This window comes from Metasolibacillus meyeri, assembly GCF_003049505.1.
Taxonomy (GTDB): Bacteria; Bacillota; Bacilli; order Bacillales_A; family Planococcaceae; genus Metasolibacillus; species Metasolibacillus meyeri.
On sequence record NZ_PYWN01000038.1, the window covers coordinates 88,853 to 101,284 of the forward strand.

Consider the following 12,432-nt stretch of genomic DNA (forward strand, 5'->3'; position numbering starts at 1 on the left):
TATGTTAGTAGAAAGGTAGTCTTATATACCATTTTGTCAGAAAAGGTTGAATATTTCAATTTTTATATCTCCAAATCTCTAACTTCCATTCCCTATATTTCCAACAAGAAAACTTTATATTAAGCATCCATGATTCCTTATTGCATACTAAATATTGTATACTTACATTATTCAAATTAAAGGATGATAAACTATGCGTATTAATAAATTTCTAGCAGAAACAGGTGCGGTGTCACGACGTGGTGCAGATAAATGGATTGAAGAAGGTCGAATTACAATCAATGGTGAGCTCGCTACAATCGGCAGCAAGGTACAGGAGGGCGACATCGTCTGTGTAGATGGTCAGCCAGTTTCAAGGGAAGAGCAGCTTGTTTACATTGCACTCAACAAACCAGTTGGCATTACAAGTACAACTGAAAAGCATGTTAAAGACAATGTTGTCGATTTCGTCAATCACCCTTTGCGTATTTTCCATATTGGGCGTTTAGACAAAGATTCCGAAGGTTTATTATTGTTGACGAACGATGGTGATATCGTCAATGAAATTTTACGTGCTGAGCACCATCATGAAAAGGAATATGTCGTGCAAGTTGATAAACCGATTACCGACAAATTTCTGCAAAAAATGGCATCTGGTGTCGATATTTTAGATACAACGACATTACCTTGTCGTGTTGAAAAAGTATCGAACAATGTATTTAAAATTATTTTAGAACAAGGCTTAAATCGCCAAATTCGTCGCATGTGCTCAGCGCTTGGCTACTCTGTTAAACGACTACAGCGCATTCGCATTATGAATATTCACTTAGGCAACTTAAAAGTTGGACAGTGGCGCGATTTAACAGAGCAAGAGCGAAAGGAATTATTCAAAAATCTTAACTACAAACAATCGTAGCACGAGTCAAGGGGGATCGAGACATGCTCACAATTCAACCAACAACTTTACTAACAGGTGCCCGTATAAGCGGTGACTATTGGGACTTAGATCAGCTCGTAAATGCAATTTACCAAATTACAGGTGATGAAAAGCGCTACTATGATTATCAAGGCTCTTGGGATCGCATTTTGAATGTTTGTTATAAGCTGCGTCAAGCAACTAAGGGCGAGCACCATATCGACTACATCGCAAACGGCATTAATCGTGGCATCCAAATAAAGCAAAAAAAGATGATGCCTGAAAAAAATATATATTTTGGTGTTGATATTTTATGGCCAGAATTGCTCTTCACAACCATTGCCTTAAACGATTTTATCCGTTTACATCAGGAATTAATTGATGACTCACCATGGAATCAGCATATTGCAACAGTACGTAACTTCCAAGCACTCGTTATAGATAATTTGTATGAATTAATTGGCGAGGAGCATTACGCTATTTTCCTACATGTGTTAAATGAAAAAGTGGCTGCCTACTTCCGTTACGCTACACAATATGTCGATGTACTTAATATCGAATACTTATCCTTATCAAAAGAAGAACGAGCTGCACACCTTTCTGCCTTTGCCATCCGTTTAGTGGTTGAAGGTGAGGATTACAACTTATTATTAGATCAACTTATGCAGGCAGCTAAAGAAACAAAACATGCGTTGCACGACCTACAAATCTCATTGAAATATCCTGAGTTTATTGATTGGTAACCTTAAAAAGCGCAAACAATCCATTGAAAAAACATGGATTGTTTGCGCTGTTTTTATCTGTTAGTCGCTATTTCAACTCTGCATAAGCCATCTTGCGAATAACTGCTTCATGCTGCGGATAATCTGCTACTAGCTCACTCTGTGTAAACAATTCAAAATCAGCGAAATCAAAGCCTGGTGCCACCATACAGCCAACTAAGCTAAATGTGTCTGCATCATCAACTGATGAACCAAAAATAGTATACTTCGGTACTAGAATTTGTGGCACTTCCCCTGCCGCAATATTTATGCCTAGTTTCTTTGCTTCATATGTACCATCTGGATGAATCATATGTACAGTTAACGGACTCCCGACATGATAATACCATAATTCGTCTGACTGTAAACGATGAAGATGCGAAATATCCTGTGAACGTAATAAAAAATAAATACTTGTGTAGATTGGTCGTAAAACATCGCGCGTTGCCATTTCCTCATTAGCTCGGAAACTCGACTTATAATAACCACCCTCTGGATGTTTGTCTAACTGTAATTGCTCAATATAAAACTGTGCTGACTGTGTCATATACAATCACTCCTCTCTTGTCTACATTAACAAAAAAGAGCCATCTTGCCAAAATGCAAGACAACTCCTTTATTCTATAAACCGCCAAGATAAGCCGCTTTGACCTCATCGCTCTCTTGTAGCTCTTTCGCTGAGCCAGATAAGACAATTTTACCCGTTTCTAATACGTATGCTCGATGTGCAACAGACAATGCCATATGAGCATTTTGCTCAACTAGTAACACCGTCACACCTTCTTTATTGACCATTTCAATAATATTGAAAATGTTTTTTACCATTAGAGGTGCAAGACCCATTGATGGCTCATCCATTAAAATTAACTTTGGCTTGGCCATTAATGCGCGTCCCATTGCTAGCATCTGCTGTTCGCCACCTGATAATGTACCAGACAGTTGCTTATGGCGCTCAAAAAGACGTGGGAATAGCTCATAGACATGCGCCATATCTTTTTTTATACCCTCTCGATCTTTACGTAAATAGGCACCGAGCTCTAAATTTTCCTCTACCGTCATGTTAGAAAATACACGACGCCCCTCTGGTACATGAGAAATACCAGCCTTTACGATGGACTGTGCTGCCTTGCCATCAATTGCTGAGCCTAAATATTCGACAGAGCCTTTCTTTGGTTTAAGCAAACCTGATATCGTTTTGAGCAACGTACTTTTTCCTGCACCATTCGCTCCAATTAACGTTACAATCTCACCCTCATTTACCTCTAAGGAGATGCCCTTTAATGCTTGGATATTCCCATAGTACACGTCAATATCATTTACTTTCAGCATTATTCCGTTACCTCCTCTCCTAAATACGCCTCAATAACCTTTGGATTTGAACGAATTTCCTCTGGTGACCCTTCAGCAATTAACTGACCATGGTCAAGCACATAAATTCGCTCACAAATTCCCATAACTAAACTCATATCATGCTCAATTAATAAAATAGTTAAATTAAATTCTTTACGAATAAATGCAATAAGATCCATTAATTCTTTCGTTTCCTGCGGATTCATCCCAGCTGCTGGCTCATCTAACAGCAAGAGCTGTGGGCCCGCTGCAAGCGCACGTGCGATTTCTAAGCGACGTTGCATCCCATACGGTAAGTTTTTCGATAGCTCATCCTTATATACATCTAAGCCGAAAATCTTTAAAAATGCGAGCGATGCCTCCTCCATTTTGGCCTCACCTGAAAAATGCTTTGGCAGGCGGAAAATAGAAGATAAAATATTATGATTTGCTAAAGAGTGATTCGCTACTTTTACATTATCTAGTACTGATAACTCTTTAAATAAACGAATATTTTGGAAAGTACGGCTAATACCGCCACGCGTCACTTTATACGGGTCGAGCCCTTGGATTTGCTTGCCAGCAAATGTAATGGTACCTTCTGTTGGCGCATACACCCCTGTCAACATATTAAAGGTCGTTGTTTTGCCTGCACCATTCGGTCCAATTAAACCAATAAGCTCCCCTTGGCTCATATACATATCCACGTTTTGTACAGCCTTTAAACCGCCAAATTGAATGCCTAAACCATCTACTTTAAGAAGTGTACTCATACCTTCGTACCTCCTTTTTTACCGAACTTGAATAAGTCTGTAATTTCCTTTGTTCCCATTAAACCTTTTGGTCGATATAGCATAACTAAAATTAATACAAGCGAATAAATAATCATACGTGTTTCAGGAAACGCCTGTAAATATGTCGAAACGAATGTTAAGAAAACGGCTGCCAAGACTGCACCCGACAGACTGCCTAATCCACCAAGTACAACTAAAATTAAAATATCAAATGATTTTAAGAAGCCAAATGCTGTTGGCTGAATAATGTAGAAGTTATGCGCATATATTGCACCTGCTATCCCTGCAAAGAACGAACCAATGGCAAATGCCGCTACTTTATAATAAGTTGTATTAATCCCCATCGCATCCGCAGCAATCTCATCTTCACGAATCGAAATACAGGCACGACCGTGACGGGAATTTGTAAAGTTAGAAATGACGATAATCGTAATCACAACACCTATAAACGCATAAGTCCAAGTAGATTGATGTGTTACTTGCATGCCAGCTGCCCCGCCGACATAATCAATATTTAAAAAGATAATACGTATAATTTCCGCAAATCCAAGTGTAGCAATCGCCAAATAGTCTCCTCTTAAACGTAAAGTTGGAATACCAACTAGTAGTCCTGCTAACATCGCAACAAGCGCACCAGCTAAAATGGCCATCGAAAATGGCATGCCTAGCTTCATTGTGAAAATAGCTGATATATAGGCACCCACTGCTAAAAATCCTGCGTGTCCAATCGAAAACTGTCCTGTTACTCCAATGACAAGATGCAAGCTAACTGCTAACATGACATTAATACACATCGTAATGAGCATATTTTGATAATAAGAGTTGACCATGCCAGAAGAAATGAGAGTTTGCACGACTATATAAATCACCAGCGCTATGATTGCATAGCCCCAAAAGATTTTAGACTTTTTCATCCTCACTCACCTACACTTTCTCACGAGCATTTTTACCGAAAATACCCGATGGTCGTAAAATTAAAATTAAGATTAAAATAACGAATGCTGCTGCGTCACGCCATAACGAGAAGCCTAGTGCACTAACAATTGTTTCAACCACGCCAAGTACAAGACCACCAACCATCGCACCTGGAATAATACCAATACCGCCTAGCACGGCTGCAACGAATGCTTTCAAACCTGGTAATACGCCCATTAACGGTTCAATACGCGTATAGTAAATACCGAAAATAACACCTGCTGCCCCTGCTAACGCTGAGCCAATTGCGAACGTTGCTGAGATTGTATTGTCTACGTTAATACCCATTAAACGCGCTGCATCTGCATCATGTGAAACAGCACGCATCGCTTTACCAATTTTCGTGCGATGCACAATAAACTGTAACAATAGCATTAAAAAGATTGAAACGGCTAAAATAAAAATAGATTTTGTATCAATTTGTACACCGAAAATATTTAATGCTGATTTTTCAAAAACTGTTGGATATGCCTCTGGTGATGCCCCGCGGAAGAAAATAACCGTGTATTCAATTAATAACGATACCCCAATTGCGGTAATTAACGCTGCGATTCGCGTTGCATTACGAAGGCGCTTATAAGCGACCCTTTCAATAATAACCCCTATCACCGCACATAAAATCATTGCCATCAATAATGCTGGAATAAAATGCATATCCCATCTAGCTATCGCAAAGAATCCTATAAACGCACCAAGCATGAAAACGTCACCATGTGCAAAGTTAATTAACTTAATAATCCCGTAAACCATTGTATAACCAAGAGCAATTAGTGCATAAATACTACCGAGTGAAATTCCATTTACAATTTGCTGTATCCATTCCATTATCCTCACTCCTTTTACTTTGACATAAATCAACAAATAGACAGTAAAAGGGGCTGTCGGAAAAGCCCAAAATCACTTCCAAACAGCCCGAATTCAAGTTTTACTTATTCGTTTTAGACTTTAGTGAGGAGACCTTGAATTCAGTGTTTTAATTTCTCTAAAATATGAACACTTTTTCAAATAGCCAACACTCCTAAACACATCAATGGCTGTCTGGAAAGTAGCGCGTTAGCTCACTTTTCAAACAGCCCTCTCATGTCACTTAACGATTAAGGATTCACTTTAGAGTTGAACACTTGATTGCCGTCTTTGAATTCAAGAACTGTTGCTGATTTAACTGGGTTGTGTTTTTCATCTACTGTAAATGTACCTGTCACTAAGCTTAAATCTTTTGTTTCAGCTAGCATATTTTTAATCGCTTCGCCTGTAACATTATCGCCTGCACGTTCAATTGCATCTTTTAAGTAGTACACAGTGTCATATCCTAAAGCATGGAAGGCATTTGGTGCTTGGTTGTATTTTCCTTTGAATGCCTCTACAAACTTCTGAATTGTTGCATCTGGATCTTCAGATGAATAGTGATTTGTAATGTACGTATTATTTAATGCATCTTTTCCGGCTAGATCAACTAGCGTTGGAGAATCCCAACCATCGGCACCCATTAATGGAACTTCTATACCTAGCTCACGAGCTTGCTTAACAATTAAACCTACTTCTTCATAGTAACCTGGAATGAAAATGAAATCTGGACTAGCTCCTTTAATATTTGTTAATGTTGATTTAAAATCTACATCCTTCGCTACATAGGCTTGTTCAATAACAACCTTACCACCATTTGCTTCGATTGTTTCTTTAAACGATGCAGCTAAGCCTTTCGCATAGTCAGATGCATTATCAGCATAAATTGCTACTTTTTTTGCACCAAGCTCATTGATGGCAAAGTTCGCCGCTACAGTTCCTTGGAATGGATCAATAAAGCATGTACGGAATGCATACTCATTAATTGTGCCATCTGCATTTTCAGTAATATTCGGCGCTGTACCAGAAGCTGTTACAACAGGGATTTTATGCTGATTTGCAATTTGCACTGTCGCTACCGTATTTCCTGATGTAGCTGGTCCAATCATTGCTACCACTTTTTCCTGCTCCGCTAAACGAATCGCAGCCGATGCAGCCTCAGCATTTTCCGATTTATTATCTACTCTGATTAACTCTAGTTTCTTTCCGTTAACACCGCCCGCTGCATTGATTTCTTCCAACGCTAATGCTGCGCCATCAGCAATCGATAGGCCATAGGTTGCTACTGCACCAGACAGCTCAAGGTTTGCACCAATTTTGATTGTATCACCATCAGCTGAGTTACCTGATGAACTACCATTTGATGATGAACTTCCTCCCGAATCAGCGCCACACCCTGCCAATGCACCTGCTAAAACTGAAGTTGCTAGAAATACGGAAGCAAATTTCTTTAATTTATAATGTTTCATAATTACAAAACACCCTCTCAATCAATTTTATAATGTTTAGTATTTTCAGATAATTATACATAAAACATTCGTACTGTTCAACATAATTTTAAATGTTCCGAAACATCTATATATACTGAGTATTCAGACATTTGAAGTTATTGCATTTTACTCGATTTTTATTATCTTGTCTATAATCTTTTAATATTTTCATTTATAATTCATTCAAAGTACACTAGTAAATTACTCCTATGACAGCAACCACTACCATAGAAGCAAATTAACTAAAATAATAAAGTATATACACATATGCGTTCATTCGCATTTGACTCATCTTTTAAACGCACTTCTCTATGTAACGTAAAAGGCGTGTCCTGCTCAAGATAAAATAAATAATCAATTGCTGGATAGTATAAAATAATATGTATATTTCTTGGGTGATATTCGAAAGAGTGTAATATATTCGCTACAACTTTGCGGAAAATATCAAGAGAGAAAGGGTTAAAAAAGAAAAAGACATTTTCATTACTTTTCACGCTATATCGCTCTGCCAACATATGAAAAAAAGCGATAGGTACATGCTTTTTTTTCGCCTTTTCTAAGTAAGTCTCTTTATTATGCTGCGCTTCAACAAAAAACTTTTCATCCATTTCGATACCAACAACAGGAATGTGGAAACGATAATGAATATAAATTGGCACGCGCCCCTTACCGCAACCAACATCTACAAATACCGCATTGTCTGGTAATATATATTCGTCAAAAAGTTGCTCCAATCCCGCGTAAGGCGTGGGCTCATAACGATGGTAATGTGTTAGTTTGGGAAAACCATATTGAAAGCCAACAGTATGAATACGTAATAATTTTTCAAATTCATGCTCTTTCATAGCGTACCTCCTCACTATAATTTTTAGCAAAACATGATCCATGATTCTTTGGCGCAAAGAAGCCGTCTCAAAATGACTTTTCAGACGGCTTCTTGTTACCAATTAATTGTTTACTTTACTAACCTCTTGAGCCATTGCTTGAACAAGTGCCTCTACCGTTTTCGGCACGAAACCTTCAAGCACAGGATTAATCATTGCAGCTAAAAATCCACCAGCGGTCATCGTCAAACTACCTGTTAATGAATAACTGCCACCATTAGCTGGTGTCATTTCAAAATAGCCACTACCATTTATATTATCGGACAAACCAACTAAATTAAAGGCTAATTTTTCTCCTTCTACACTTGCCGTTTCATCTAATTGTAATTTTACGGCCTTTTGAATAATACCAAAATCTCCTTGAAATACCCATATCATTTGCTGTGCAGAGGGTAATTCATGATGTAAATAACCCGGAATTAGCACTGCCCAACGCCCTTTATCTTGAATAAACTGCCATAAATCTTCTTTCGTAATTTGAATCACTTCTTGATGAACACTTGTTGTCATACCCCAATCCCCCTAAACAATCAATTATGCCTCGGTTCAGTTTTTTTCAAACTGACCCGTTCAGGCTTTCTCTTAACTTAGCACATACTAAATCAAGAGAAATATACTTCATATAGTAGCAAATAACGTGTTTTTTAACAATTAAAGGGGCAACCTTTTAATAGCAGAATCGTATTTAATAATAACACATGAAATGGAGGCGTTTTGAATGTTAGTCACAACAACAAATAACCTTGAGGGCAAAACAATTGAAACTTATCATGGCATTGTAACAGGTGAGGCGATTATGGGGGCAAACGTTGTACGCGATATTTTCGCGTCTGTTACAGATATTATCGGTGGACGTAGCGGTGCATATGAAGAGAAATTATCAGAAGGTAGACAAATTGCGATTGATGAAATGATTGGACGTGCTAAGCAATTAGGTGCAAATGCTGTCATTGGTGTGGATTTGGACTTCGAAACGATACGCGATGGCATGATGATGGTTGTTGCCACTGGTACAGCAGTCACATATCGTTAAAGTGAGAGATTTAAAACAGATGCATTGTAGTTAAAGTAAAACCCGAACATTAGCAAAACGCTCCGGCAATATTTTGCTAATGTTCGGGTTTCTTAATTCGATCGTTTAATTTATTTAGTAACTAAGATTATTTCTTTCGATTCTTTATTTAATATTTCTATGGATGTAAAGTGAATAGATTAGCACGACTAAGAGAAGTAAGGGAGTTTGCTATTTATTTTCTTTAGTTTAGCATCCATGTTTGCTTTTGCTTCCAGCTAAAATCCTTCATACAAAATATTACTTATGTAACCATTTCATTATTTTAACTACTTATTTTTCTTTTTATTATGATGTTTCCTTTGACATTTGTTCTGAAATCATGTAAATTACCAAATGGCGAACAATTTCGTCTGTAATAAAAAAAATATTCGTTTTTAGAGGTGCTTACTATGATGGATAACGTATTTGATTATGAAGATATTCAATTAATACCTAATAAATGTATCGTAGACAGCCGTTCACAATGTGATACGTCTGTTACACTTGGTGGACATAAATTTAAATTACCTGTTGTACCTGCTAATATGCAAACAATCATTGATGAAAAAATTGCTTTAATGTTAGCTGAAGGGGGCTATTTCTATATAATGCACCGCTTCAATCCAGAAACGCGTATCGACTTTATTAAAAATATGCATGCTCGTGGTTTAATCGCTTCAATTAGCGTTGGTGTAAAAGAAGAGGAATACGCTTTTGTAGAGCAATTAGCGGCTGAAAACTTAGTGCCTGAATTCGTCACAATTGATATCGCACACGGTCATTCAAACGCAGTAATTCGTATGATTCAGCATTTGAAAAAGCATTTACCAGGCAGCTTTGTTATCGCTGGTAATGTTGGTACACCAGAAGCTGTGCGTGAGCTTGAAAACGCCGGTGCTGATGCAACAAAAGTTGGAATTGGACCAGGTAAAGTATGTATTACAAAAATTAAAACAGGCTTCGGTACAGGTGGCTGGCAATTAGCAGCTTTACGCTGGTGTGCCAAAGCTGCGTCAAAGCCAATTATCGCAGATGGCGGTATTCGTACACATGGTGATATCGCAAAATCTGTGCGCTTCGGTGCAACGATGGTGATGATCGGTTCATTATTCGCAGGTCATGAGGAATCGCCAGGTGAAACAATCGAAGTAGATGGTAAAGTTGTGAAAGAATACTTCGGTTCAGCCTCTGAATTCCAAAAAGGCGAAAAGAAAAACGTTGAAGGCAAAAAGATGTATGTTGACCATAAAGGTCCTTTAAAGGATACACTAATTGAAATGGAGCAAGATTTACAATCCTCTATTTCATACGCAGGTGGCACAAAGCTCGATTCTATCCGCACGGTTGACTATGTTGTTGTGAAAAACTCTATCTTTAATGGAGATAAAGTATACTAAATACGTCCACAAAGCAGTTGGGAAACATTTTCCCAACCGCTTTGTTCATTTTATTCTACGTTTTTCGGCATTTATTCCACATTTTTCAGAGTTTATTCCACGTTTTTCGAAATTTATTCTACGTTTTAAATTTATGTACTCCCTCCCAAATAACATATACATATTTTAACATTTAATAACGTCTGGAGATAAGAGTAACAGGTAAATGACAGAACGCTTCAGTTAATTTAAATCTAATGAATTGTTCAAATTTAGATTATATTAAATGCTATAATTTTCTTAAATACCAGTATAATGATGTATGAAATTCGTATATTTTAATTGCAGAGCCTAATTCAACACACCTTTGGACAAGTATGAGAGTGGAACCGAGAAAAATTTCATACGCTATAATTAGCAGAGGGATTTTTCATTATTTAATACTACATAGATGAGAGAGGGGTAAAATAGTTATGCCTAAAGAAAAAGTGAATCGAGTAGTCGTTGTTGGTACAGGGGCTGTCGGTTGTAGTTATGCTTATTCATTGATTAATCAAGGGGTAGTAGAGGAGTTAGTGTTAATTGATGTCAATGAGGCAAAAGCTGAAGGAGAAGCGATGGATTTAAATCATGGGATTCCATTTGCCCCTTCGCCTATCCAAGTTTGGAGTGGTTCTTATGAGGATTGTGGTAACGCGGATTTAGTTGTGATTACGGCAGGTCTAGCACAGAAGCCTGGAGAAACACGGTTACAGTTAGTTGAAAAGAATACGAAAATTTTTAAAGAAATTGTTAACAACATTATGGCGAGTGGCTTCAATGGAATATTTTTAGTGGCAACAAATCCAGTAGATATTTTGACATATGTAACATGGAAGGAATCAGGCTTACCAAAAGAGCGTGTTATCGGCTCAGGGACAGTATTAGATACAGCACGACTTCGCTTTGCATTAGGACAGTATTTCAATGTGGATACGCGCAATGTCCATGCAGCAATTATTGGCGAGCATGGGGATACAGAACTACCTGTTTGGAGTCGTACCATGATAGGTATGGAACACATTGATACTATTTTGAAATATAAGGAAGATGTCAAAAAGGAAAGCTTAGATGATATTTTCATTCATGTTCGTGATGCAGCCTATCAAATTATTGAGCGTAAAGGGGCAACATATTATGGTATTGGTATGTCTCTTGTGCGAATTACAAAGGCAATCTTAAATAATGAAAATAGCATTTTGACAGTGTCTGCCTATCTAAATGGTGAATATGGACAAGAGGATGTATATATCGGTGTACCTGCAAAAATCAATCGTTCAGGAATTCAAGAAGTAATTGAAATTAGGCTGAATGACCAAGAGCAAGAACAATTTCAGCGCTCTGTTTCTATATTGAAGGAAACTATGAAGCCAATTATTTAGATGAAGCTACTTGAAGAATAAATCGAACTATCAAAAATAAATCATTATATGGTTTACTATAACAATTATTATGATTAGTGGAACTTAAAAAAGATGACCCCTATTCAATATAGGAATCACCTTCTAACTGCTTAATTTTTTATTGTGTCCTTTTAGTTCTTTCAACCATAAAGCGATTGGGGAAACATTTCCCCAATCGTTTTTTGGATTTTATTCTACGTTTTTAAATTTATGTACTCATCATACCAACAATGCATTTGAAGGCGTGCCTTGATTTTTTCTTCTTTTTAAAGCCTTCCTTAGAATCCAGAATAATAACCGTCTTCCCAAGTCACACTCTTATATAGAGCGATTGAAAATGAACAGGACCAACAATACCTTTCTTTTCATACTCCGTCCCATCGCTTTGCTCAAATTCAGTACGCACAAACCATCTGTTACCAAATCCTAATTCTATATACTTCACCGACAAATCCCTCCACTCAATTATGATTGCATCTAGATTTTTTCGAGCTTGCTTGAAAAATTCCTCTTCTTATGGAAGTGGTGCCACTATGCTTTCGATACAAAAAGAATTTGTCGCTGACGTTACACTTTCGCGACAGGAGAA

General features: G+C 37.5%; 13 protein-coding genes and 1 pseudogene. 5 read left to right on the plus strand and 9 right to left on the minus strand.

Going from position 1 to position 12,432, the window contains the following annotated elements:
• Positions 1–193 precede the first annotated feature (193 nt).
• Together rluF and C9J34_RS06790 are read left to right on the plus strand one after the other, a co-directional pair.
• The gene (rluF, locus tag C9J34_RS06785; protein WP_107839100.1) at positions 194–895 is read left to right on the plus strand and encodes a 23S rRNA pseudouridine(2604) synthase RluF; all 702 of its coding nucleotides are present in this window, start codon (positions 194–196) and stop codon (positions 893–895) included.
• Positions 896–918: 23 nt separating this feature from the next.
• On the plus strand, positions 919–1,638 hold the full coding sequence (locus tag C9J34_RS06790; RefSeq protein WP_107839101.1) for a DUF6904 family protein: 720 nt from the start codon (positions 919–921) through the stop codon (positions 1,636–1,638).
• Positions 1,639–1,705: 67 nt separating this feature from the next.
• Here the strand turns inward: C9J34_RS06790 and C9J34_RS06795 are convergent, their stop codons facing one another.
• The 8 genes from C9J34_RS06795 to C9J34_RS06830 all read right to left on the minus strand — a co-directional run bounded on the left by C9J34_RS06795 (position 1,706) and on the right by C9J34_RS06830 (position 8,481).
• Entirely contained in the window at positions 1,706–2,203 is a 498-nt protein-coding gene (locus C9J34_RS06795) for a cupin domain-containing protein (protein WP_107839102.1), read from the minus strand.
• Between the two features lie 74 nt (positions 2,204–2,277).
• Positions 2,278–2,985, minus strand: a complete 708-nt coding sequence (locus tag C9J34_RS06800) for an ABC transporter ATP-binding protein (protein WP_107839103.1) — start codon at positions 2,983–2,985, stop codon at positions 2,278–2,280.
• A complete protein-coding gene (locus C9J34_RS06805) occupies positions 2,985–3,758 on the minus strand; it encodes an ABC transporter ATP-binding protein (RefSeq protein WP_107839104.1) in 774 nt (257 codons plus the stop codon). Before C9J34_RS06805 ends, C9J34_RS06800 begins: the two co-directional genes overlap by 1 nt.
• On the minus strand, positions 3,755–4,693 hold the full coding sequence (locus C9J34_RS06810; protein WP_107839105.1) for a branched-chain amino acid ABC transporter permease: 939 nt from the start codon (positions 4,691–4,693) through the stop codon (positions 3,755–3,757). Before C9J34_RS06810 ends, C9J34_RS06805 begins: the two co-directional genes overlap by 4 nt.
• 10 nt (positions 4,694–4,703) lie before the next feature.
• Positions 4,704–5,579, minus strand: a complete 876-nt coding sequence (locus tag C9J34_RS06815; protein ID WP_107839106.1) for a branched-chain amino acid ABC transporter permease — start codon at positions 5,577–5,579, stop codon at positions 4,704–4,706.
• 269 nt (positions 5,580–5,848) lie between these two features.
• On the minus strand, positions 5,849–7,066 hold the full coding sequence (locus C9J34_RS06820) for an ABC transporter substrate-binding protein (RefSeq protein ID WP_420799121.1): 1,218 nt from the start codon (positions 7,064–7,066) through the stop codon (positions 5,849–5,851).
• Positions 7,067–7,329: 263 nt separating this feature from the next.
• Positions 7,330–7,932, minus strand: coding sequence for a class I SAM-dependent methyltransferase (locus tag C9J34_RS06825; protein ID WP_107839107.1), 603 nt, complete (start codon positions 7,930–7,932; stop codon positions 7,330–7,332).
• 102 nt (positions 7,933–8,034) lie between these two features.
• A complete protein-coding gene (locus C9J34_RS06830; RefSeq protein ID WP_107839108.1) occupies positions 8,035–8,481 on the minus strand; it encodes an SRPBCC family protein in 447 nt (148 codons plus the stop codon).
• Between the two features lie 208 nt (positions 8,482–8,689).
• Between C9J34_RS06830 and C9J34_RS06835 the strand changes: the two genes are divergently transcribed.
• From C9J34_RS06835 to C9J34_RS06845, 3 genes are all read left to right on the plus strand, one after another.
• Positions 8,690–9,004: a YbjQ family protein gene (locus C9J34_RS06835; protein ID WP_107839109.1), complete on the plus strand. Its 315-nt coding sequence runs from the start codon at positions 8,690–8,692 to the stop codon at positions 9,002–9,004.
• Between the two features lie 434 nt (positions 9,005–9,438).
• Positions 9,439–10,422, plus strand: a complete 984-nt coding sequence (guaC, locus tag C9J34_RS06840; RefSeq protein WP_107839115.1) for a GMP reductase — start codon at positions 9,439–9,441, stop codon at positions 10,420–10,422.
• A 452-nt stretch (positions 10,423–10,874) separates the two neighbouring features.
• Positions 10,875–11,822, plus strand: coding sequence for an L-lactate dehydrogenase (locus C9J34_RS06845; RefSeq protein ID WP_107839110.1), 948 nt, complete (start codon positions 10,875–10,877; stop codon positions 11,820–11,822).
• 229 nt (positions 11,823–12,051) lie between these two features.
• Here C9J34_RS06845 and C9J34_RS06850 read toward each other — a convergent pair.
• Positions 12,052–12,288, minus strand: a pseudogene (locus C9J34_RS06850) (DUF3977 family protein).
• Positions 12,289–12,432: the final 144 nt, after the last annotated feature.

Coding starts and splice junctions, on each gene's coding strand:
- rluF (WP_107839100.1), top strand. CDS start 194: ATGCGTATTAATAAATTTCTAGCAGAAACAGGTGCGGTGTCACGACGT.
- C9J34_RS06790 (WP_107839101.1), top strand. CDS start 919: ATGCTCACAATTCAACCAACAACTTTACTAACAGGTGCCCGTATAAGC.
- C9J34_RS06795 (WP_107839102.1), bottom strand. CDS start 2,203: ATGACACAGTCAGCACAGTTTTATATTGAGCAATTACAGTTAGACAAA.
- C9J34_RS06800 (WP_107839103.1), bottom strand. CDS start 2,985: ATGCTGAAAGTAAATGATATTGACGTGTACTATGGGAATATCCAAGCA.
- C9J34_RS06805 (WP_107839104.1), bottom strand. CDS start 3,758: ATGAGTACACTTCTTAAAGTAGATGGTTTAGGCATTCAATTTGGCGGT.
- C9J34_RS06810 (WP_107839105.1), bottom strand. CDS start 4,693: ATGAAAAAGTCTAAAATCTTTTGGGGCTATGCAATCATAGCGCTGGTG.
- C9J34_RS06815 (WP_107839106.1), bottom strand. CDS start 5,579: ATGGAATGGATACAGCAAATTGTAAATGGAATTTCACTCGGTAGTATT.
- C9J34_RS06820 (WP_420799121.1), bottom strand. CDS start 7,066: ATGAAACATTATAAATTAAAGAAATTTGCTTCCGTATTTCTAGCAACT.
- C9J34_RS06825 (WP_107839107.1), bottom strand. CDS start 7,932: ATGAAAGAGCATGAATTTGAAAAATTATTACGTATTCATACTGTTGGC.
- C9J34_RS06830 (WP_107839108.1), bottom strand. CDS start 8,481: ATGACAACAAGTGTTCATCAAGAAGTGATTCAAATTACGAAAGAAGAT.
- C9J34_RS06835 (WP_107839109.1), top strand. CDS start 8,690: ATGTTAGTCACAACAACAAATAACCTTGAGGGCAAAACAATTGAAACT.
- guaC (WP_107839115.1), top strand. CDS start 9,439: ATGGATAACGTATTTGATTATGAAGATATTCAATTAATACCTAATAAA.
- C9J34_RS06845 (WP_107839110.1), top strand. CDS start 10,875: ATGCCTAAAGAAAAAGTGAATCGAGTAGTCGTTGTTGGTACAGGGGCT.